Raw genomic sequence first — 22,459 nt, 5'->3', positions numbered from 1 at the left:
TTATTCCTCCGACCCCAGATACGCGCGAATGACCTCGGGGTTTTTCCGAATCTCGTCCGGCGTGCCGTTTGCGATAATTGCGCCGTACTCGAGCACGTAGATGCGCTCGCAGATGCCCATGACAAGTGACATATCGTGCTCGATCAGGAGAATCGTGATGCCGAACTCCCTCTTCACCCAGCGGATCATCTCCATGAGTTCGATCGTTTCCTGCGGGTTCATGCCTGCCGCCGGTTCGTCGAGGAGCAGGAGGGACGGCTGTGCCGCGAGGGCACGCGCGATCTCGAGACGGCGCTGTGCTCCGTAGGGGAGGTTCTTCGCCTTCTCCTGCGCCATGCCGTCGAGATGGAAGATCTCGAGCAGACGATGTGCCTCCTCTGTGAGTTTATCCTCCTCCGTGCGATAGCGTCCGACGCGCAGTATCGCCTCGATGAGACCGTAGTTCATGTGGCAGTGATAGGCGATCTTGACGTTGTCGAGGACGGAGAGCTCACCAAAGAGGCGGATGTTCTGGAACGTGCGGGCGATGCCGCGTGCCGTGATCTGGTAGGGAGATAGTCCGACGATACTCTTGTCCTTGAATAGGATTTCGCCTGTCGTGGGATGGTAGACGCCCGTGAGGAGATTGAACGCAGTGGTCTTGCCGGCGCCGTTCGGTCCGATGAGTCCGATCAGCTCACCGTATTTGATGTGCATGTTAAAGTCGGCGACCGCTTTGAGTCCGCCGAAGACCATGGAGACATCCGTTGCTGAGAGCAGGTTTTTTGCCATTATGCTTCTCCTCCCTTCCGAAAGAAGCGGCGCAGCGGCTGCATCGCCGTGATCTCAACGTAGCCGAAGAGACCCTGCGGACGGTAGAACATGAGCAGGATGAGCGCGAGCGCATAGATGATCATGCGCGCATTCGGGAAGCTCGCGAGAGCCGCCGAGAGGAAGGTCACGACAAGTGCGCCCGCGATCGAGCCCGTCATCGAGCCGAGACCGCCCATGACGACCATGATGAGGATATTGAACGACTGCATGAAGGTAAAGGATGCGGGGCTGAGGATGTACATGTTGTGCCCGAAAAGGCAGCCCGCCACGCCCGCAAAGAATGCGCCGATGGTAAAGGCAAGCACCTTGTATTTCGTCGTGTTGATGCCCATGGACTCCGCCGCGATCTCGTTCTCGCGGATGGCAAGGCAGGCACGGCCGTGGCGGGAGTTCACAAAGTTCTTGATGATGCAGAGCGTGGCCAGCATGAGGAAGAACACCCATGTGAAGTTCGTGAGGTGCGGGATGCCCTTGAATCCTGCCGCACCGCCGACATAGGGAACGTTGATGATGATGATGCGGACGATCTCGCCAAGTCCCAGGGTCGCGATGGCGAGATAGTCGCCGCGCAGACGCAGCGTCGGCAGACCGATCAGCGCGCCGAGCAGTCCTGCCGCAGCGCCGCCCGCGAGAAGTGCCGCCGCAAAGGGCAGGTGGAAATTCGTTGTGAGCACGACGCCGACATACGCACCGATCGCCATAAAGCCCGCGTGCCCAAGGGAAAACTGTCCCGTGTAGCCGTTGATGAGGTTGAGGCTCGCCGCAAGGATGATGTTGATGCCCGCAAAGATGAGATTGAGCTGCCAGAAGGCGTTCAGCATCCCCGCACTCGTCAGCCCCATGATGACGGCGTAAATGATGAGGGCAAAGACGAGCATTTTGAGATCATTTTTCGTTGATGGATTCATCGTCACCCCTCCTTAGACCTTTTCCTTAACATTCTTGCCGAAGATGCCCGCAGGGCGTATGAGCAGGACGAGAATCAGGATGGCGAAAGCCGCCGCATCGCGGAACATGGAGAAGCCGAGCCCCGAGATAAACGCCTCGACAATGCCGAGAACGATGCCGCCGACGACGGCGCCCGGCAGGATGCCGATGCCGCCGAACACCGCCGCGACGAACGCCTTGATGCCGGGCATGATGCCCATGAGCGGATCGATCGAGTTGTAGTAGATGCCGATGAGTACGCCCGCAACAGCGGCGAGCGCCGAGCCAATGGCAAACGTGATCGAGATGATGCGGTTCGCATTGATCCCCATGAGCTGTGCCGCTTCCGTATCGTAGGAGGCGGCACGCATCGCCTTGCCGATCTTTGTCGAGCGGACGATGTAGGTGAGGATGAGCATCAGCAGGAGGGTGACGCCCATGATGAGCATCTGCTGACCGCTGATGATGAGCCCGCCGAGGTCAAACGACACGTCGCTGAGTGTGGCGGGGAACGTGCGCGGCGTCGGTGAGACAATCGCCATCATCACGTACTCGAGGAGGAAGGACACGCCGATTGCCGTGATGAGCACGGAGATGCGCGGCGCGTGGCGCAGCGGACGGTAGGCCAGCCGCTCCACCACGACACCGAGCAGAGACGTGATCGCCATGGAGATGAGAATCGCCGGCACAACGGGGATCCCGAGCGTGATCGCGTAGAAGCCGAGGTATGCCCCGACCATGTAGATATCGCCATGGGCGAAGTTGATGAGCTTGATGATGCCGTAGATCATCGTATAGCCGAGAGCGATCAGCGCGTAGATGCTGCCGAGCGAAATCCCGTTGATGAGCTGCTGCAGAATCTGTTGCAGTACCTCCATAGAAAAACCTCCCTGAGATGATGAAAAGAGCCGCAGGATGCGGCTCTTTGAACGTTTCTGTGCAGATTAGTTTGCGCTCGGCATGATCTTTGCGACCACCGCGCGGTCGCCATCCTTATTCTCGAGGATGACTGCCTGCTTGATCGGGTTATGGTTTGCATCCATCGTGATCGTGCCCGTGCCGACGATGAGGTCCTTTGTCTCCTCGAGGGCTTTGCGCAGCGCCTCGGGATCGTCGGAGCCTGCACGCTTCAGCGCATCAACGAGCAGCTTGCCGGCGTCATAGCCGAGGGCAGCAAAGACGTTCGGCATGTGACCGTATTCCTTCTGATAGGCATCGATGAAGGGGCGCACTGACTCATCCTTGTCGGAGTAGTGTGTGCTGAAGTACGTGTTGTTCAGCGCATCCGCTCCTGCGAGTGCGGCGACCTTTGGATCATCCCAGCCGTCCGTGCCGATGATGGGTGCTGTGATGCCGATCTCACGCGCCTGCTTGACGATCTTGCCGACTTCCTCATAGTAGGCGGGGACGAAGATCACATCTGCATTCGCTTCGCGCAGACGCGTCAGCGTCGCCTTGAAGTCCTGATCCTTGCCCAGGAATGCCTCGGTCATGAGCACCTTGCCGCCGCCGGCGGTGAAGACCTTCTCAAAGACCTGTGCGAGGCTCTTGGAATAGTCCGTCGAATTGTCGAGGTAGATGACCGCCGTCTTTGCTTTCAGTGTATCGAGGGCAAACTTCGCCATGACATCGCCCTGCTGCGGGTCGATGAAGCAGCTGCGGAAGATCCACTGCTTTACCTGACCCTTCTCGACCGTGACGTCCACTGCCGTTGCATCCGGGGCGATGACGGGGATCTTGTTGTCCGCCGCAATCTGTGACTCGGCGATGACGTTTGCGGTTGTCGCAGGGCCTACGATGGCGCGGACATGATCGTCGGAGATCAGCTTTGTCGCTGCATTGACGGACTCTGCCGCTTCGGACTTGTTGTCCGCCTCAACGAGGGTGATCTTTTTGCCATTGATGCCGCCGGCATCATTGGCTTCTTTGATCGCGAGCTTCAGCCCTTCGAGCGTCGATGTGCCGTAGTTCGCCGTGTTGCCGGTCATTTCAAAGTTTGCGCCGATGCGGATCTCGTCCGAGTTCGCCGTATTTCCTCCGCAGCCGGCAAGTGCCGAGCCAAGAAGAGCTGTGCCGACGAGTGCAGCGGCAAGACGCAAGGCTTTTCCTCCGAATCTCATGGATATACCCCCTTAGATAATGCCTATGAAAAACATAGTCCACATTATACGGGAGCGCACGCCGTTCGTCAAGGGATACATTTGACAGAGAGGATTTTTCATTGCTATAATAACGGAACTTCATATATATATCTTTCTCACAGCTATGGGGGAAGAGGGATTTACACCAAGGGAGAATAATATGAATGAGAAGAAATTTCCGCTCACGAAGGAGGAGACGCTGCGTCTCATCGAGCGGTACCCGACCCCGTTTCATCTCTACGACGAGGCAAAGATCCGTGCGAACTTCCGCCGTCTGCGCGAGACATTCGCATGGGCGCCGAGCTTCCGTGAGCACTTTGCCGTAAAAGCACTGCCGAATCCGCGCATTGTTCAGATTCTGCATGAGGACGGAGCGGGCACGGACTGCAGCAGCACCCCCGAACTCATCATCTCTGCCGCAGCGGGCGTCAAGGGCGAGGAGATCATGCTCACCTCGAACGATACGCCGTATGAGGAGTTCCAGAAGGCGATCGAGCTCGGTGCCGTCATCAACCTCGATGACCTCAGTCACCTTGACTATATGGCGGAGCACGCCGGCCTGCCGAACCTCCTCTGCTTCCGCTACAACCCCGGCAACCTCGTCGAGGGCAACGATATTATCGGAAAGCCCGTCGAGGCAAAATACGGGCTCACGCGTGAGCAGATGTTCGAGGGCTATCGGCGCGCCCTTGAGATGGGCGTGAAGCGGTTCGGCGTGCACACGATGGTGATCTCTGCCGAGCTGCGCACGGAGGCATTCCTCCTCACGGCGCGTCTCATGTTCGAGCTGGCGGCGGAGCTGAAGGAAAAACTCGGCATCCACGTTGAGTTTGTCAACCTCGGCGGCGGCTTCGGCATCCCGTACCGCCCCGAGCAGGACGGCATCGACTATGACGCCGTCGGTGCGGGCATCGAAAGGCTCTACAATGAGATCATGCGCCCCGCCGGGCTCGGCGATGTCGGCATCCGTACGGAGAGTGCACGCGGCATCACGGGTGATGCGGGCTGGCTCGTCTCCACCGTGCTCCATGAGAAGGACACGTACAAGAAGTACATCGGCCTCGACTCCTGCATGGCGAACCTCATGCGCCCTGCGATCTACGGCGCCTACCATCATATTACCGTCCTCGGCAAGGAAAATGCACCTGCCGACCACGTCTATGATGTGACGGGCTCGCTCTGCGAGAACAACGATAAATTCGCCATTGACCGCGCCCTGCCGAAAATCGACATCGGAGACATCCTCATCATCCACGACACGGGGGCGCACGGCAGTGCGATGGGATTCAACTACAACGCAAAGCTCCACTGCGCGGAGCTGCTGCGCCGCATGGACGGCTCCATCGAGCTAATCCGACGCCCGCAGACCATCGACGATTATTTTGCTACGCTGAAATATGAGGGCTCACTGATGAAGTGAGACGGTGAAGGGGTCTAGGACTGCACACTCCACGCAAACACCTCGTTCGCAAGCGGTCGTGCGCTTGTACGCTTAAATACCGACGAATTTCTTAACGCGCTTCGCTTGAACGGGCGAAATCCGTCGGGGCGTACCGCGCACTATATCCGCTTGCTCCACTAAGGTTTGCTTAGGAGTATTGCAGTTACGCCTCTACGTAACGCTTATATACCGTTATCCTAAGCCTTCCCCGTTATCACGGGGAAGGGGGACCGCGTAAGCGGTGGAAGGGGCAAAAAAAGGACTGCTGCACGAAATTCGAAGCTTCGTGCAGCAGCCTTTTTATGTAAATATTTCTCTCTATGCGTCAGCGCAGCACCATACTCAGGAGGGCGATCTCGACCATGGCGGCGATGCCGAGGACGAGCGTGCCCATCGTTTGGACGCGGTAGCCCTGATCGGGGGTGAGCCCGCTGAACTCGGAGACAACCCAGAAGTACGAGTCGTTCGCATGAGAGACGGTCATTGCTCCTGCGCCGATCGCCATGCAGACGAGCGTCGCCTGCAGCGGCGTATCGAAGCCGAGCACCGTGAGCAGCGGTGCAATGATGCCCGCCGTCGTAATCATGGCAACGGTGGACGAGCCCTGCGCGGTCTTGAGCACCGCAGAGAGCAGGAATGGGAAGAAAATGCCCAGACCGCCGAACACATCTGCGTGTGCCGAGATGTATTTCACCATGTCGGAGGTCGCAATTACCTTGCCGAGCACGCCGCCCGCCGCCGTGATGAAGAGGATGGGGCCGACGGTCATGAGGCTGTCATTGCAGATGGCGTAGAACTCCTCCGACCGTCCGACGGAAAAGAGCTGCATCGTTGCGAATACCATGCCGACGCCAAGGGCGATGATCGGCGTACCGAGGAACCTGATTACCTCGGCAGAGAGACCGGTCATGCCCGCCATAGTGACAATGGAAGACAGCGCCATGAGCGCAATGGGGACGACGATCGGGGCAAGTGTGCTGAATCCGGAGGGGAGTTTGCCGTAGGAGGCGATGAGCGCTGTGTAGCTCTTCGTCACCTCGTCGGGCTGCGCCTCGTCCTTCGACTGTACCTTTGTGCCGATCCAGCGTGCATAGAAGTAGCCTGCGATCAGCGGGAAGATCGAGCAGAGGAGACCAAGTCCGATCACCTGCAGGAGATAGTCGCCGATGCCGAGTGTGCTTGCCGCAGCGATAGGGCCGGGGGTCGGCGGGATAAAGACGTGTGAGATAAAGAGTCCCGAGCTCAGGGCAAATGTCATGGCGACGGCGGAGACTGCCGTGCGGCGGACGAGTGCCTTGCGGATGGGGTTCAGGATGACGAAGCCCGAGTCGCAGAACACGGGGATGGAGACGACCCAGCCCATGAGCTGTACGGCAAGGACAGGCTTGCTCTTGCCGACGAGGCGGATCATCATGTCTGCGAGCTTCAATGCGCCGCCCGTTTTTTCGAGCACTGTGCCGATCATCGCACCGAGGATGATGACGATGCCGATGCTTGTGAAGGTCCCCGAGAAGCCTTGTCCGATGACAGTGGCAAGACCATGCTGCACCGTTCCGTTATCGAGTTTGTGATCGACAAGCGGGATGCCGGCAGCAAGTCCCAGCCCAAGGGAGACAAGCATGATGGAGATGAACGGATGAATACGCAGCTTTGAGATCATGACGATCATGATGACGATCGCCAGCCAAAAAGCGAAAATCAGCGGTAATCCGGTCATAGCAATACCTCCTTACTGCGAGAAACCGAGAAAACGGTTCCCGTTCAAATAAAATATCAATGCACTTTTATTTTAATCCTATTAGAAGCGTTTGGCAAGTGTGAAAAAATAAAAAACGGATGCAATTTCCTGCATCCGTCGTCTTTGCTTATCTTGTTTATCCTGTGATTCCGAGGATCTTGTCCAATTTCTCGCGGTCATAGCTGAGGGCGAAGTCCTTGCCGTCCGCCGTCGTCACGGGAACGATCGTGTCGCCGGAGAGCGCCTTGCACTCCGCGAGGGCGGCAGGGTCGTGCTCGATGTTATGCTCCTCATAGGGAATGCCGCGATATTTCAGGTAGTGTTTCACCTTCGTGCACCACGGGCAGACCGTGATGGAGTAAACCTTTACCATGAAGCCCTCCTTATGCGCCGATGAGCTTGTCGATGGCGGGCTGATCAAAGCCGCGCACGTACTCGCCGTTGTCGGCGAGGATGACGGGGCATGCAGCCTCGCCCGTGAGCTTCACGAGCTCGTCGTAGGCGGCGGGCTCCTTTTCAATGTCGCGCACCTTGTAGGCGACGCCCTTCTTGTCGAGATACTTCTTTGCCTTCGTGCACCACGGGCACGCGTCGAACGAGAAAACCTGAATCATGGGAATTCCTCCTTGTTGTTTATATCAAATCGTTCATTACTTCTTCAAAGCCGCGAGATACTTCTCCGCGTGGAGGGCGGCGGTCGTGCCGTCGGCGGCGGCGGTCGTCAGCTGGTGGATCTCCTTGACGCGGATATCGCCGGCGGCAAAGACCCCCGGGATCTCCGTGCGGCAGTCCTCACCCGCCGGGATGTAGCCCGCCTCCGTGAGGGCGAGCTGCCCCTTGAAGAGCTCCGTGTTCGGGATAACGCCGATGTTGACGAAAATCGCATCGACCGGCAGTGTCTCCTTCGCGCCCGTATCCTTGTGCAGGAGATCGACGGACGTGAGGCGATCCTCGCCATTCAGATGTGTGATCTCCGTCTCGAGCATAACCGTCACCTTTGGATTGGCGTAGAGCGCATCCTGTGAGGTCTTATCCGCGCGCAGCTGGGAGCGGTGGATGAGATAGAGGTGCTTGGCGTACTTCGTGAGGAAGTTCGCTGCATCGACTGCCGCGTTGCCGCCGCCCATGACGGAGATCACCTTGCCCTGATACGTGTGCCCATCGCACATATGGCAGTAGTGCACACCGCGATTGAAGTAGTGAGGTTCCTGCGGCAGGGGGAGCTTGCGGCGGTTCATGCCTGAGGCAATGATGACGACGGGCGTCTCGTAGACGCGTGTTTCGGTCTCCACAATCTTCGGCGTGCTCTTTAGATCGACGCGCTCAATGCGGTCGAACTCGTCGATCTCCGCACCGAAATTCATCGCCTGCTTTTCGAGCGTGCCGATCAGCTCCATCCCGCTCACGCGCTCGAAGCCCGGGAAGTTCTCAATATCCGCCGCCGTGGCGATCTGACCACCGACGAGCGCGTTTTCGAGGACGAGCGTCCTGAGATTCATGCGCCCCGCATAGAGTGCGGCAGTCAGCCCCGCCATGCCCGCGCCGATGATGATAATATCCTTTTCGATATGTTCTTTTGCCATAGCTTCATCTCCCTGTGATCCACGATATTGACCTTTTGATTTATTATAGCATGGCTGTCAATAGGGGATTTCTGCTTTTGAAGAGTCATTGTTAAAAGATGACACAAAAATAGCCCACACTCCACTGTGGACTATCTTTGCTGTGTATTATATTTTAGGAGAGCTTTGGAAACATCCGAGGATGTTTCCTCAACGAAAGCTTGTATAGAATATAGCACATGTGAGAAAGAAAATCAATAGGTATTTGAGAAAAATTTTCAATAATTTTTTAGGGTAAGCGTTTTTTATTTCTCAGCTACATCGAGAGAGGTGAGCGGCGTCCCCGCGGGACTCTCGGCAAGACGCTGCAGGAGCAGGGCATAGAGTGCCTCGATGGGGAGTGTGCCGCCCGAGAGAGCGCCGAGCTCTGCCGCCCGCACGCCGACCTCATAGCGGCGGATGTCCGCGCCGCCCTCAATGCACTGCGTTGTGAGGACGACGGTGCAGCCCGCCTCGCGCGCGAGCTGCAGGGCGGGGAGGAAGCTCGCCTCCGCATCCCCTGTGGGGACGCTGCCGAGGCCGTAGCCCTCAATGATGAGGCCGCGGCAGCCCGCCTTGATGCAGGTTGTGACGGCGTCGGGGGACATCCCCGGGTAGAGACGGAGGACGGCGACGCGCCGCTCCAGTGTCCCATGCAGACAGAAGGGGGCAGATGGCGGGACGGGCGCGGCATCGAGGTCGATCTCTGTACGCCCGATGCTGCGGAAGGCATCGTCGGCGAGGGAGTGAACTTTCTTTGCGGCGTTGCCGTGAATGATGCGTCCGCCGAACGCGATCATGACGCCCGCATGTCCGCTGAGCGCAGCGCGTGCAGCGAGGCGCAGATTTGCCCCCGCATCCGAGTCCGCCGTGCCGAGTGGCCGCTGCGCCCCCGTGAGGACGACAGGGCGGTCGATATGCTCGAGCATATAGTAGAGGGCAGCGGCGGTGTACGCCATAGTATCTGTGCCGTGTGAGATAATGATGCCGTCGTGTGCCTGACGACAGTCGGCAACGTACCGGGCGATCCGCTCCCAGTGCGGCGGGGCGATGTTGGTCGAGTCGAGGGCGAGGAGGTCGAGTGTATCCACGGCGGCGTCTTTCACGCCCATCGCAGCGCGCAGGTCATCTGCGGAGAGTGCGGGACGCAGACCGTGTTCCGTTTCCCGCGAAGCAATGGTGCCGCCCGTGGCGATCAGCAGGATTTTTTTCATGGATGCTGCTCCTTTTTCTCGCGACGTCGTGAACGGTAGTCAATCCACATGTGATGCAGGGTCATGAGCGGGTGATGCAGGAGCATGCGAGGTCCGCTCCAGCGCATCACCTCACGGATTTTCTCCCGCATTTCTCGGCTGTAACAGTGGACGGGACAGGCAGAGCAGAACGACTTGACATCCATGCGCGGGCATGCCGTGATACGGCTGCGGGCATAGGTGAGGAGGCGGCGGCAGTCGGGACAGAGCGAGGGCTCGCTCTCAGATGCAGCACTGCGATTCGCGTGATGGTGTCCGCGGCAGTAGATGCCGATCATCATCGACATCACCTCGGCTTCCATCGCGCGTTTTTTTTCGGTATCCATGTAGCGTAACCTTAGCTAGAATATGCCAGAGGCGGGAGGGTATTGCTGCTTGGCAGACGATTGGCAGTGTGTGTACTGTAAGGGTAGCTTTCCTTATAAACTGCCTCAGGAGCAATGTCAATTGCTCCATTCTGCCATGTGAGAAATCCGTGCTCCAAGCGTGCTGTATCAAATACGCTGCGATCGGACAGCGGCGCGAATGCAGGATAGCGTAGAAGTCCCGAAACATCGAAAATACGCTCCTCGCCTGTTGAAAATGTGACGACCATGTAAAGGTCGTCAATGATGCGAAAACCGGTGATGGTCAGATCCTCATAAGGCTCTGAGGCATAGGCAATCCCATCTCGAATATACATGATGTGTCTCCTATCTGAGCGGTTCGATCTTGTCAAAGTGCATCCCGCGTACGGCGTTGTTCCATGCAGCATAGAGTTCATCCTCGTGGATATAGAGCCATGCTGTGAGAAGCTTTAACTGCTTGTCCGGCAGTTTGCCAGCAAGGAGTTCTCCGTCGATGGCGACGGATGCCTTGAAGTCACCGTAGAATACATGAACGTGTGGTTTGTGATGGCGGTCATCATCGAAAAAGATCATCTTGATGACCATACCCATAAAACGACTGAGTTCGGGCATAAGAAAATGCATCTTTCTATATCAATAGTATAAAGCGGTAGCGTGGGGCTGTAAAGCATTCAAGCGTGTGCGCTTTTCTTTTCCTCCTGCGCACGGCGGAATTTTTCGAGCAGATCCATTTTGTGCTCCATTTTGTGGACGAATTCACGTGCGGCAGCGCGATCCGCTTCGTTTGGATGCTCGGCGGCACGCACCCAGCGCTCCTGCGCCTCGGGGCTGTTGTGGGTGTCGTCGGGATCGGATTTCTTGCGTCGCTCGATGAGGGCGGGCGCGAGCTTTCCCTGCGCGGAGAATGTGCCGAGGATTTCGCAGCCCTTTCCGAGGAGGTAGGCGGCACGCGCAAAGGAGGTGACGGCGTGCTCTGAGCCGACGTCCGTTCCGTGCGTCTGGAAGAGGACAACGCGCGCATCTGCGACCTGCGGCAGGTATGCCTTCATGCGATCGTCGGGACCGCCGCGCCGTATCCAGTAGCCGAGGGCGACAACCTCGTAGGCGGAGAGATCCGTCGGCGCGTTCTGGATGGGGAAGAGGTCAGCCCCTGCCGTCCCGGCGATCTCCTCGGCAATCGTTTTGGTGTTTCCAGAGGCGGACGAATAGATGACGGCCCATTTTCTCATGTGACAATACTCCTTTACATTTCCCTGCGGTTTGCTAAAATTATATTCTGTTGGAATTATTACAACATACTTTTGCGTATTGTGCAAGGAAATCAATCACAGGAGGCAATATGAGATGAAATATGAGATACGTCATGCGGCGGCACTGCTCTCGACGGGACATGGGATGGTGGATTTCTATGGAAACTTTCTGCCCATCCTGCTCCCACTGCTCATGACGCAGTTCGGTCTGTCCCTGACGATGTGCGGCGTGCTTGTCATGGTCTCGTCGGTGACGACGAATATGCTCCAGCCCGTCATCGGCTGCGTGATGGATCGGCGGAACTTCAGCCCGCTCCTCCCGTGGCTCGTGCCTGCCGCCGCTGCTCCCATGTGTCTGGTGGGGTACGTATCGCATACGGCACTTCTCTTCCTCGTTGTCGCCGTGACGGGCATCGCTGTTGCGGCCTACCATCCGCTCTCCTCCATGCTCATCGGACGGACAGCGGCGGAGGGGCGCGGAAACGGGATGATGAGCTACTTCATCGCAGGGGGGAACGCGGGCATGGCGTTTGTCCCGCTGATCCTCGTCGCCTTCCTCGACTTCTTTCCGCTGCGTGCTCTGCCTCTTTTGCTCCTCCCGACGATCCTGATCGCTGTGCTGTTTCTGCACTCGGGGCTCTGCGCCGTCTCCTCGCTGCCCGAACACACACCCGCACATCCGTCGAAGCTCTCGCACGTTCTCTTTGCCCGTACGACGATCACGCTGAACCTCGCGATGGGGCTGCGCTGCTGGACACACGGTGCATTCGGGACGTTCCTCCCGCTCCTCCTCGTCCGCAGCGGCGAGGATACGCACGCAGCGGGGCTCTTTCTCATGATTTTCATGGTCGGCGGCATGGTCGGCGGACTCGTCGGCGGCAACCTCGCCGATTCTCTCTCGGGGCGCAGAATCATCGTGGGGGCGCTCCTCCTCGGCATCCTGCCGTCTGCCTACTACTTCACCCATGTCAGCGCGGACGTACTGGGCGGTGCCGTCCTCTTTGCGGCGGGCTTTATGCTGATGGCACCGCAGCCGAGCTCAATCATCTGGGCACAACAGGCACTCCCCGAGAACGCGGGCATGGCGTCGGGGATGATGCTCGGCATGTCGTTTGGCCTCGGCAGCCTTGGTGTCGCGGCGACGGCGGCACTCGGCGACCACATCGGGCTCGCGCCTGCGCTCCTCGTCTCTGTCATCGCACTGCCGCTGGCGGCTCTTCTCGCATTCGTGACGCCGGAGCCGGGGTCGGAGCGGGAATAGCTCTATCTTATGAGCTCATGAGGAATGCTGCGGCCATAGCGGACGGCGACGATACTCCGCAGCAGCCTTTCGTGGGGCAGGCATACAACTGCCTGCGTCGGGAAATTTGCACGGCGGATGCTGTCTGCCTTTTTGCTGCAGAACCTATATGATTTTTTTATGATTTTCATGAAAAATATTGATATCGTTTATCTTCTGAAAGATATTGAAAAGTGAATGCGATTCAAGTATCATAAAAGTACCGAATGAGGGATTTTCTCAATAATAAATAACAGGAGGTATATTATGCTGCACAGCAAACATTGGGATGGATTCACAGGCGGCGTGTGGCAGGAGGAGGTCAATGTCCGTGACTTCATCCAGCGCAACTATACACCGTATGACGGCGACGAGTCCTTCCTTGCGCCGCCGACGGATGCGACGAATCGTCTGTGGGCACGCGTGCAGGAACTCCAGAAGGAGGAACGTGCCAAGGGCGGCGTTCTCGACATGGAGACGGAGGTCGTTTCGGGGCTGACGGCATACGGCCCGGGCTATATCGATCCCGCACATAAAGACCTTGAAAAGGTGGTTGGCCTCCAGACAGACAAACCGCTGAAGCAGGCATTTATGCCGTACGGCGGCATCCGCATGGCGGAGGAGGCTCTTGAGAACTACGGCTACAAGGTCAGCCCGAAGCTTCACGAGATCTTTACAAAGTACCATAAGACGCACAATCAGGCAGTTTTTGACGCGTATACGGACGAGATCCGCGCGGCACGCCGCAGCCACATCATCACGGGACTGCCCGACACCTATGGGCGCGGGCGCATCGTGGGCGACTACCGCCGCGTCGCGCTCTACGGCATCGATCACCTCATCGCGTTCAAGCAGGAGGATCTCCTGAACTATGGCGACGGCATCATGAGCGACGATGTGATCCGTCAGCGCGAGGAGGTCGCGGAGCAGATTCGTGCGCTGAAGGGCATGAAGGAGATGGCGGCGAGCTACGGCTTCGACATCGCGCAGCCGGCGCAGAATGCACGTGAGGCAGTGCAGTGGCTCTATTTCGGCTACCTCGCGGCGATCAAGACGCAGAACGGCGCAGCGATGAGCGTCGGACGCATCTCGACCTTCCTCGACATCTACATTCAGCGTGATCTCGCACGCGGCCTCCTCTCCGAGGAAGAGGCGCAGGAGCTGATCGACCACCTTGTGCTGAAGTTCCGTATGGTGAAGTTCGCACGCATCACCTCCTATAATGAGCTCTTTTCGGGCGACCCGATCTGGGCGACGCTTGAGATGGCGGGCATCGGCATGGACGGCCGCCACATGGTCACGAAGAATGACTTCCGCTTCCTTCATACGCTTGAGAACATGGGCCCCTCTCCCGAGCCGAATCTCACCGTCCTCTATTCCTCGCGCCTGCCCGAGACGTTCAAGAATTATGCGGCGCGCATCTCCATCCGTACAAGCTCGATCCAGTACGAGAACGACGATGTGATGAAGCCCGAGTGGGGGGACGACTACTCGATCTGCTGCTGCGTTTCCGCGACGCAGACGGGCAAGGAGATGCAGTTCTTCGGTGCGCGTGCGAACCTTGCAAAGTGTCTCCTCTACGCGATCAACGGCGGTATGGACGAAAAGAGCGGCGTGCAGGTCGGTCCTGCCTACCGCCCGATCCGCACGGAGTACCTTGAGTATGACAACGTCATCATCAAGTACGAGCGCATGATGGACTGGCTCGCGCACGTCTACGTGAACGCGCTGAACATCATTCAGTATATGCACGACAAGTATTACTATGAGGCGGCAGAGATGGCGCTCATCGACACGGATGTGCGCCGCACGTTCGCAACGGGCATTGCGGGCTTCTCGCATGTTGTTGACTCGCTTTCCGCGATCAAGTACGCGAAAGTAAAGCCGATCTACAATGACCGCATCGTCGTGGACTACGAGGTCGAGGGCGACTTCCCGCGCTACGGCAACGACGACGACCGCGCGGACGAGATTGCGAAATGGGTGCTCAAGACCTTCCTCTCGAAGATCAAGGCGCGCCACACCTACCGTCATTCCGAACCGACGACCTCGATCCTCACGATCACGTCGAACGTCGTCTACGGCAAGTACACGGGCGCGATGCCGGATGGACGAAGGGCATGGACGCCGCTTGCGCCGGGCGCAAACCCGAGCTACGGCGCGGAGTGCTGTGGGCTGCTTGCCTCGCTCAACTCCGTGGCAAAGCTGCCGTACCACTGGGCACTCGACGGCATCTCGAATACGCAGAGTATGACACCAGCCTCGCTCGGCCACAACGAGGACGAGCGCGTGCAGAACCTTGTGAGCGCCATGGACGGCTACTTCGATCAGGGGGCACATCATCTGAACGTGAATGTGTTTGGGCGCGAGACTCTCGAGCATATCATGGAGCATCCCGAGGATCCCGCCTATGCGAACTTCACCATCCGCGTTTCGGGCTACGCCGTCAAGTTCATCAGCCTGACGCGTGAGCAGCAGCAGGATGTGATCTCGCGTACCTTCCATGACCGGATGTAACGGTCGGATCAGCTCCACGGAGAGCTTCGGCTCGGTCGACGGCCCCGGCATCCGCTTCATCGTCTTTGTGCAGGGCTGCTGTTATCGCTGTCAGTACTGCCACAACCCCGAGACATGGGGGCTAGGAGGCGGCGAGGAGCGAACGCCGGCGGATGTGCTGCGGCAGGCACTGCGCTATCGTCCATACTGGAAGGAGCGCGGCGGCATCACCGTCAGCGGCGGCGAGCCGCTGCTGCAGCTTCCGTTTGTGACGGAGCTCTTTCGCCTGGCGAAGGAGCAGCAGGTCAGCACGGTCATCGACACGGCGGGCGGCCCCTTTACCGAGGATGAGCCATTCTTCAGCGCGTTTCGGGCGCTGCTGCCGCTCACCGATCTCTTTCTCCTCGACATCAAGCACATCGACCCCGCGCAGCATCGTGCGCTGACGGGCACGTCCAATGCACCGGTACTGGCACTCGCGCGGTACCTATCGGAGCAGGGGAAAAGCATGTGGATCCGTCACGTGCTCGTGCCGGGGTGGACGACGGATGCCGATGACCTGCACCGGCTGGCGGACTTCATCGGGACGCTGCGAACGGTCGAGCGCGTGGAGGTGCTGCCCTATCATGCGATGGCGCGGCACAAATATGAGGCACTTCATCTGCCGTACCCGCTCGGGGATACGCCCGTGCCGACGGCAGAGGAGATCGCGCGCGCCGAGGCAATCCTGTGCGGGGGAAATGACCTGCCGCGCAGAGGATAAATAATGGAAGCACTGATAAATTCAGCACCGCCATCTTAGCGCATCTTTTTTGCCCGCACTTCAGCGGAAAATCCTCCACAGAGCACCACTCTGCGTCCGGTTTTCCACCTCGTTCGGACGAAAAAATCTACGCCAATCTGACGGACTTCATTTTATCAGCGATTCCATAAAAAAACTGCGGTATGGAGCACGATGCTCTGTACTGCATTTTTTAGCAAAGTGGCGCGCAAACTCGGAAAATCGCTTTCAATTTTAACTCACATCCCATTCTTCATGAAAAATTCAGGTCAAAGTGGGAAAATACCTCCAACAAAGGGGGGATTCTATGCAGTGGAAAAGCATAGGAACATTTGTGAGAAAGAAGCAGAACACGGTGCTCTGTGCGGCGCTGGCGGGCATGATGCTGATGTCCAGCGGCTTCACGATGAACGGCTTGCCGAAGAATATGCACCGCGTGAGTGTGCATGTCGATGGAGAGACGATCAACGACATGACGGTGCAGACGCAGCCTAACGATATTTTTGCAAAACTTGGCGTTACGCTCGGCGAGAAGGACACCTACGAGGTGCAGGAGAGCAAGGATCCGCCGCGTACGGACATCTCCGTACGGCGCGCCGTGCCCGTCACCATCTCCTTCTGGGGCGATACGCAGCAGGTTATGACGAGCGGACATACCGTCGGCGACGTTGTGGCAGAGTATGGCTACAATATGAACGAGGTTGATGTGAACCCCGGTGTTGATACACCAGTCACCGCAAACCTTGCAATACAGCTCACAGAGAATGAGCAGGCGGCGGAGCAGCGGCGCGCGCGTGAGCGCGAGGCCGAACGCGTAAGTCGGGGGATTCCCCGCTATCGTGCAGCCTATACAATGCACGCATCCGCCTATCTCCCGAGTGACGGGGGCGGCAGCGGCATTACGGCGACCGGCATGGCGGCGCGCCGCGGTGTTGTCGCCGTCGATCCGAACGTCATTCCGCTCGGCTCGCGGCTCTATATCCCGGGCTACGGCGAGGCAATCGCTGCGGATACGGGCGGGGCGATCGTCGGCAACACGATTGACCTCTGCATGGAGAGCTATGACGAGGCAATCCAGTTCGGCCGGCGCTCGGTTGAGGTCTACGTCCTCGAGTAACAAAAGAGAGAATCACTGTGGAATTATTCACACAGTGATTCTTTTTTATTGACAAGAAGTGCTTTCAGTGGTACTATTCTATCGTACCATAAAAATTACATATAGAAATTGGATCAAGTGTAGAGGTTTTGCTGTGCAAAGCCTTAATGCTTCATAGGGAATCCGGTAGGGAGATATGATCTCGTAAGCCGGAGCGGTCACGCCACTGTAACAGTGAGCAAATTCGCACGCCAGCGCGAGCCGGCAGTCACTGGGGAAGCCCCCCGGGAAGATGCGAAGGAGCGATGAACTGGAGCCAGGAGACCTGCTTGATTAACAATCACCGATTGACCTGCGAGTGATGGGGATGGAGATTTTGCGGATTCGTTCGCTTGATATAAAGTTTGGCGCAGCCGCGACCAAACGACACGAGAACTGAGTGACGATACCGAAAAAGACCCATTCTGCTGCTGCGGGATGGGCTTTTTCTATGCAAGGCTCGATTCCCTGCGCGATCCTGCGGAGATCTGTGCGCACGTATGGGAACATGCGCAGAGATTTCCCCGGGATGAAGGAGCATTGCTCCTTGGGGAAACATTGCTCATCTTTTCAGTTCTCGTTTTTCCCTCGTGATGAGGGAACGCTCTGAGGGTGGAAGCTCAGGGCGATTTTTTTTAGGGTTAGCAATCGTGTGCAAAACTTGCATTGGTTGCTTTATCATAATGTCAGTTTATCCATTGAACTGACAGAGCCTTCCCGGAATAAATTAAAGGAGGACGTAATATGCCGGAAGAAAAAGAGCGGTCGAGCGACGAGGAACTTCAGAAGCTTCTGAAGAAATCGGCGGATGTTGAGGATTTCCCCGATGTTCCGCTCGATGAATTCACGCCGCCTACGGATGAGGAGTGGAAAGCCGCCTGTGAGGCACTCCTGAAGGGCGCGCCGTTCGAAAAGAAGATGTTCACGAAGACCTATGAGGGGATCACCTTTGACCCCATGTACACGCGGAAGCATACGGAGGACATCCTGCCGAAGGGAGTTATGCCCGGCATGGGGGACTATCTCCGCGGCGTGGATGCGGCGGGCTACATCGGCAAGCCGTGGGGCATCGCGCAGGCGTGTGACGAGACGCTCCCGGCAGAGAACAACGAGCTCCTGCGCCATGAGAACGACAAGGGCGCAACGATCTACCACATTGTGCTCGATACGGCGTCGCGCGCCGGTGTGGATGCGCGTCAGGCGGAGAAGGTCGGCGACACGGGGACGAGTGTGACGACGGTCGAGGACATGCACGTGCTCCTCACGGGACTTGACCTCGCGAAGTTCCCCCTCTACGTCTACGCGGGTGCGAACGCCGTGCCTCTGCTTGCGCTCGTCGCGGCGGCACGCCGTGCAGCAGGCGAGGATATGAAGAATGTGCGTGGCATTGTCGGTGCAGATCCCATCGGCGCTCTTGTGACAGACGGAAAACTGCCTGCGTCCCTTGACTCATACTATGACAGTCTCGCGGCGGCGGCGCGCTGGGCGACGGTGAACGCACCGCATCTGCGTACGGTATTCGTGCGCAGCGATGTCTACAGCAGCGGCGGAGCGAACGATGTACAGGAGGTCGCGGCAGTTCTCGCCGCGGCGACGGCGTATCTGCGCGCCCTCTGTGAGCGGGGCCTCACGATCGATGCGGCGGCATCGCAGATTGCCTTTGCGTTCTCAATGGGGGCAAACTTCTTCCTGCAGATCGCTAAGCTGCGCGCTGTGCGCCCGCTCTGGGCACAGATCGTGAAGGCCTTCGGCGGGAATGCCGAGGCGCAGAAGATGCGTATCCATGCGCGCCCCGCACTCTTCTTCAAGACCGTTTACGATCCGTATGTCAACATGCTCCGCAACACGACGGAGATCTTCTCAGGCGTTGTCGGCGGCATCGACTCCTTTGAGAGTGCGCCGTTTGATGAACCCATCCGCAAGGGCGATGAGTTTTCGCGCCGCATTGCGCGCAACGTCCAGATCATGCTCCAGGAGGAATTCGGTCTCCTGCAGCCGATCGACCCCGCCGGCGGTTCGTGGGCGGTTGAGACGCTGACGCGCCAGATGAAGGAAAAAATCTGGGCGGCGTTCCAAGGCATCGAGAAAGAGGGCGGCATCGCTGCGGCACTGCGTGCAGGCACGGTTCAGGAGGGCATCGCGAAGGTGCTCGCCGACCGCTTTAAGAATGCCGACCTGCGCCGTGACCGTATTGTCGGCAACAACATGTATCCGAACATGACGGAGACGCTGCTCGAGACACGCGCCGAGGATACGGCAGCGCTCAAGGCACAGCGCACGAAAGATATCGAAGCATATCTCTCCGACATCGACACAAAGCACCGCGACGAGACACTTGCGGCGTTCAAGGCAGATGGTTCCGTTCAGAATGCTGTTGAGGCGGCGCTTGCAGGGGCGACGATTGCCGAGCTGATGGCGGCGCTCACGGCGGGGAAAGGTGCGGAGACGGTCGCGGCGATTGCCCCGCATCGCTGGAGCGAACGCTTTGAGGCGCTGCGCCGGCGCACAGAGGACTATAAGGCAGCGAAGGATGACAATGTGAAGATCTTCCTCGCGAACATGGGCCCTATCCCGCAGCACAAGGCGCGCGCAGATTTTACCACAGGCTTCCTGCAGGTCGGTGCATTCGAGGTACTCGGCAACGACGGCTTTAAGACCGTCGATGAGGCAGCGGAGGCGGCGCGTGCAAGCGGTGCGGATGCCGTCGTCATCTGCTCTACGGATGCGACCTATCCCGAGATCGTCCCTGCCCTTGCACCAAAGCTCCACAAGGTGCTGCCGCAGGCACGCGTTTTTCTCGCGGGCGCCGCGCCGAAGGATCTGCTTGAGACATACAAGGAAGCGGGCATTGACGAATATATCTCCGTCCGCGCGAACTGCTATGAGATCCTTGAGGGTCTCCAGAAACAGAAAGGGATGATTGCGTAATGGCAGGCTTTACGAACCCGGATTTCACGGGCATGAGCCTCGGCGAAAGCCCGTCCGCAGACTCCAAGGAATGGCGCGCCCTTTTCGAAGGCGGTACGGGACGGACGTTTGAGGCACTCACACACAAGACGATGGAGCGCATCCCCGTGAAACCGTTCTACGATCACGATGTCTATGCGCACATGAACCACCTCGACTTTGCGAGCGGGATTCCGCCCTGCCTGCGCGGGCCCTACTCCACGATGTACGTGTTCCGTCCGTGGACGGTGCGCCAGTACGCGGGGTTCTCGACGGCCGAGGAGTCGAACGCCTTCTATCGGCGCAACCTCGCCGCCGGGCAGAAGGGACTCTCGATCGCATTTGACCTCCCGACGCACCGCGGCTATGATGCGGACAATCCGCGCGTGGTCGGCGACGTGGGCAAGGCAGGCGTCTCGGTCTGCTCCATGCTGGACATGAACATCCTGTTCTCGGGCATTCCGCTCGACCAGATGTCCGTTTCCATGACGATGAACGGCGCAGTGCTGCCGATCCTCGCGTTCTTCATCGTTTCGGGCGAAGAACAGGGCGTCGATAAGAAGATCATGGCGGGCACGATTCAGAACGATATTCTGAAAGAGTTCATGGTGCGCAATACCTACATCTACCCGCCGGAGATGTCCATGCGCATCATCGGCGACATCTTCGAGTACACGACGAAGTATATGCCGAAGTTCAACAGCATCTCCATCTCCGGCTACCACATGCAGGAGGCTGGTGCGCCGGCGGACATCGAGCTGGGCTACACGCTCGCGGACGGTCTTGAGTACATCCGCACGGGCATCAAGGCGGGACTTGCCGTTGACGACTTCGCGAAGCGTCTCTCATTCTTCTGGGCGATCGGCAAGAACTACTTTATGGAGGTTGCCAAGATGCGTGCGGCGCGCGTTCTCTGGGCGAAGATTGTCAAGTCCTTCGGCGCGAAGAACAACAAATCGATGGCGCTCCGCACGCACAGCCAGACCTCGGGGTGGTCACTCACAGCGCAGGATCCGTTCAACAATATCGCGCGCACGGCGATGGAGGCGATGGGAGCGGCACTCGGGCACACACAGTCGCTCCATACGAATGCGCTCGATGAGGCGATCGCCCTGCCGACGGACTTCTCGGCACGCATCGCACGAAACACGCAGCTTTACATTCAGGACGAGACGAGCGTCTGCAAGATCATCGACCCATGGGGCGGCTCCTACTACGTCGAGTCACTCACAAACGAGATCATTCGCCGTGCTTGGGCACACATCCAGGAGGTCGAGTCCCTCGGCGGCATGGCAAAGGCGATCTCGACGGGACTGCCGAAGATGCGCATTGAGGAGGCGGCGGCACGCCGTCAGGCGCAGATCGACTCTGGGCTGGAGAGCATTGTCGGCGTGAACAAGTATCGCCTCGAAAAGGAAGATCCCCTGCAGATCCTCGCGATCGACAATACAGCGGTGCGCCAGGCACAGGTGGAACGTCTCGAAAAACTGCGCGCAGAGCGCAACGCAGACGACGTGCGCCGCTGCCTTGAGGGCATCACGAAGGCGGCAGAGAGCCGCGACAACGGCAACCTCCTCGAGGCGGCCGTCGATGCGGCGCGCGCACGCGCCTCGCTCGGCGAGATCTCCGATGCGGTGGAGAAGGTCTCGGGACGCTTCCAGGCGGTCATTCATACGATCTCTGGCGTTTACTCCTCCGAGTTTACGGACAAGACCGAGCTTGACCGCGCCCGTGAGATGGCGGACGAGTTCGAGGAACTCACGGGCCGCCGTCCGCGTATCTTCGTCGCGAAGATGGGACAGGACGGACACGACCGCGGGCAGAAGGTCATCGCGTCCTCCTTCGCCGACATGGGCTGGGACGTCGACGTGGGGCCCCTGTTCCAGACGCCCGCAGAGACAGCGCAGGACGCGGTCGACAACGACGTGCACATGGTCGGGTTCAGCTCCCTCGCAGCGGGACACAACACGCTCCTGCCGCAGCTCGTCGATGAACTGAAGAAGCTCGGACGTGACGACATCATGGTCTGCATCGGCGGCGTCATCCCCGTGCAGGACTATGACAACCTCTACGAGCACGGCGCGGTTGCGATCTTCGCACCGGGTACGAACATCCCCGAGGCGGGCATCAAGCTCCTGACCCTTCTCATCGCACGCGCGAAGGAAGAAGCCGCAGGATAAGGCAAATAGCGGCGCCGCTCTCTGCATGAGGGCGGCGTTTTGCCGCCATACAACAGAATGGTTGCCGTGCGTGCCCCTTCGCAGAACCCTCGTTACGCAAGCGGTCGGACACTTATCTGCCAAAACACCTG

General features: G+C 58.5%; 20 protein-coding genes and 1 riboswitch. Of the genes, 7 read left to right on the top strand and 13 right to left on the bottom strand.

The window, feature by feature from the left end; genetic code table 11:
* The 4 genes from C1713_RS06745 to C1713_RS06730 all read right to left on the bottom strand — a co-directional run bounded on the left by C1713_RS06745 (nucleotide 1) and on the right by C1713_RS06730 (nucleotide 3,860).
* The gene (locus tag C1713_RS06745; protein WP_102493409.1) at nucleotides 1–771 is read right to left on the bottom strand and encodes an ABC transporter ATP-binding protein; all 771 of its coding nucleotides are present in this window, start codon (nucleotides 769–771) and stop codon (nucleotides 1–3) included.
* Nucleotides 771–1,721, bottom strand: coding sequence for a branched-chain amino acid ABC transporter permease (locus tag C1713_RS06740; RefSeq protein ID WP_006690286.1), 951 nt, complete (start codon nucleotides 1,719–1,721; stop codon nucleotides 771–773). The genes C1713_RS06745 and C1713_RS06740 overlap by 1 nt, the downstream gene beginning before the upstream one ends.
* Nucleotides 1,722–1,733: 12 nt before the next feature.
* A complete protein-coding gene (locus C1713_RS06735; RefSeq protein ID WP_102493408.1) occupies nucleotides 1,734–2,618 on the bottom strand; it encodes a branched-chain amino acid ABC transporter permease in 885 nt (294 codons plus the stop codon).
* A 66-nt stretch (nucleotides 2,619–2,684) separates the two neighbouring features.
* Nucleotides 2,685–3,860 carry an ABC transporter substrate-binding protein gene (locus C1713_RS06730; protein WP_050341725.1) on the bottom strand — a complete coding sequence of 392 codons (1,176 nt, stop codon included), beginning with the start codon at nucleotides 3,858–3,860 and terminating at the stop codon, nucleotides 2,685–2,687.
* Nucleotides 3,861–4,041: 181 nt separating this feature from the next.
* Between C1713_RS06730 and C1713_RS06725 the strand changes: the two genes are divergently transcribed.
* Entirely contained in the window at nucleotides 4,042–5,301 is a 1,260-nt protein-coding gene (locus C1713_RS06725; RefSeq protein WP_102493407.1) for a diaminopimelate decarboxylase family protein, read from the top strand.
* Nucleotides 5,302–5,647: 346 nt separating this feature from the next.
* Here C1713_RS06725 and C1713_RS06720 read toward each other — a convergent pair whose 3' ends face one another.
* The 9 genes from C1713_RS06720 to C1713_RS06680 all read right to left on the bottom strand — a co-directional run bounded on the left by C1713_RS06720 (nucleotide 5,648) and on the right by C1713_RS06680 (nucleotide 11,490).
* Nucleotides 5,648–7,039, bottom strand: a complete 1,392-nt coding sequence (locus tag C1713_RS06720) for a GntP family permease (protein WP_102493406.1) — start codon at nucleotides 7,037–7,039, stop codon at nucleotides 5,648–5,650.
* A gap of 157 nt (nucleotides 7,040–7,196) precedes the next feature.
* On the bottom strand, nucleotides 7,197–7,433 hold the full coding sequence (locus C1713_RS06715) for a glutaredoxin family protein (protein ID WP_009753780.1): 237 nt from the start codon (nucleotides 7,431–7,433) through the stop codon (nucleotides 7,197–7,199).
* A gap of 10 nt (nucleotides 7,434–7,443) precedes the next feature.
* Nucleotides 7,444–7,674 carry a glutaredoxin family protein gene (locus C1713_RS06710; protein WP_006690279.1) on the bottom strand — a complete coding sequence of 77 codons (231 nt, stop codon included), beginning with the start codon at nucleotides 7,672–7,674 and terminating at the stop codon, nucleotides 7,444–7,446.
* Between the two features lie 36 nt (nucleotides 7,675–7,710).
* Nucleotides 7,711–8,643: an NAD(P)/FAD-dependent oxidoreductase gene (locus tag C1713_RS06705; RefSeq protein ID WP_102493405.1), complete on the bottom strand. Its 933-nt coding sequence runs from the start codon at nucleotides 8,641–8,643 to the stop codon at nucleotides 7,711–7,713.
* 284 nt (nucleotides 8,644–8,927) lie between these two features.
* A complete protein-coding gene (locus C1713_RS06700) occupies nucleotides 8,928–9,875 on the bottom strand; it encodes an asparaginase (protein WP_102493404.1) in 948 nt (315 codons plus the stop codon).
* Nucleotides 9,872–10,240 carry a nitrous oxide-stimulated promoter family protein gene (locus tag C1713_RS06695; RefSeq protein ID WP_009753783.1) on the bottom strand — a complete coding sequence of 123 codons (369 nt, stop codon included), beginning with the start codon at nucleotides 10,238–10,240 and terminating at the stop codon, nucleotides 9,872–9,874. The genes C1713_RS06700 and C1713_RS06695 overlap by 4 nt, the downstream gene beginning before the upstream one ends.
* 11 nt (nucleotides 10,241–10,251) lie before the next feature.
* Nucleotides 10,252–10,596, bottom strand: coding sequence for a DUF2442 domain-containing protein (locus tag C1713_RS06690; RefSeq protein WP_009753784.1), 345 nt, complete (start codon nucleotides 10,594–10,596; stop codon nucleotides 10,252–10,254).
* A gap of 10 nt (nucleotides 10,597–10,606) precedes the next feature.
* Nucleotides 10,607–10,873 carry a DUF4160 domain-containing protein gene (locus C1713_RS06685; protein WP_039981324.1) on the bottom strand — a complete coding sequence of 89 codons (267 nt, stop codon included), beginning with the start codon at nucleotides 10,871–10,873 and terminating at the stop codon, nucleotides 10,607–10,609.
* 59 nt (nucleotides 10,874–10,932) lie between these two features.
* On the bottom strand, nucleotides 10,933–11,490 hold the full coding sequence (locus C1713_RS06680; protein ID WP_050341710.1) for a flavodoxin family protein: 558 nt from the start codon (nucleotides 11,488–11,490) through the stop codon (nucleotides 10,933–10,935).
* A 115-nt stretch (nucleotides 11,491–11,605) separates the two neighbouring features.
* On the opposite strand from C1713_RS06680, the gene C1713_RS06675 reads away from it, so the two are divergent.
* From C1713_RS06675 to scpA, 6 genes are all read left to right on the top strand, one after another.
* Nucleotides 11,606–12,772 (top strand): MFS transporter, encoded by a 1,167-nt coding sequence (locus C1713_RS06675; protein ID WP_102493403.1) that lies wholly within the window; start codon nucleotides 11,606–11,608, stop codon nucleotides 12,770–12,772.
* A 285-nt stretch (nucleotides 12,773–13,057) separates the two neighbouring features.
* Nucleotides 13,058–15,307, top strand: coding sequence for a formate C-acetyltransferase (gene pflB / locus C1713_RS06670; protein ID WP_102493402.1), 2,250 nt, complete (start codon nucleotides 13,058–13,060; stop codon nucleotides 15,305–15,307).
* Nucleotides 15,294–16,049, top strand: coding sequence for a pyruvate formate-lyase-activating protein (gene pflA / locus C1713_RS06665; protein ID WP_102493401.1), 756 nt, complete (start codon nucleotides 15,294–15,296; stop codon nucleotides 16,047–16,049). The genes pflB and pflA overlap by 14 nt, the downstream gene beginning before the upstream one ends.
* 325 nt (nucleotides 16,050–16,374) lie before the next feature.
* Nucleotides 16,375–17,184, top strand: a complete 810-nt coding sequence (locus C1713_RS06655) for a G5 and 3D domain-containing protein (RefSeq protein WP_009753791.1) — start codon at nucleotides 16,375–16,377, stop codon at nucleotides 17,182–17,184.
* A 98-nt stretch (nucleotides 17,185–17,282) separates the two neighbouring features.
* Nucleotides 17,283–17,510, top strand: a riboswitch (cobalamin riboswitch).
* Between the two features lie 436 nt (nucleotides 17,511–17,946).
* A complete protein-coding gene (locus tag C1713_RS06650; protein WP_102493400.1) occupies nucleotides 17,947–20,130 on the top strand; it encodes a methylmalonyl-CoA mutase family protein in 2,184 nt (727 codons plus the stop codon).
* Nucleotides 20,130–22,328 carry a methylmalonyl-CoA mutase gene (gene scpA / locus C1713_RS06645; protein WP_009753793.1) on the top strand — a complete coding sequence of 733 codons (2,199 nt, stop codon included), beginning with the start codon at nucleotides 20,130–20,132 and terminating at the stop codon, nucleotides 22,326–22,328. Before C1713_RS06650 ends, scpA begins: the two co-directional genes overlap by 1 nt.
* Nucleotides 22,329–22,459: the final 131 nt, after the last annotated feature.

Origin of the sequence: Centipeda felix (genome assembly GCF_900186465.1) — a bacterium.
Taxonomy (GTDB): Bacteria; Bacillota; Negativicutes; order Selenomonadales; family Selenomonadaceae; genus Centipeda; species Centipeda felix.
Note: the sequence above shows the minus strand (reverse complement) of the source record. Positions and strands in the feature narration are given on the sequence as shown.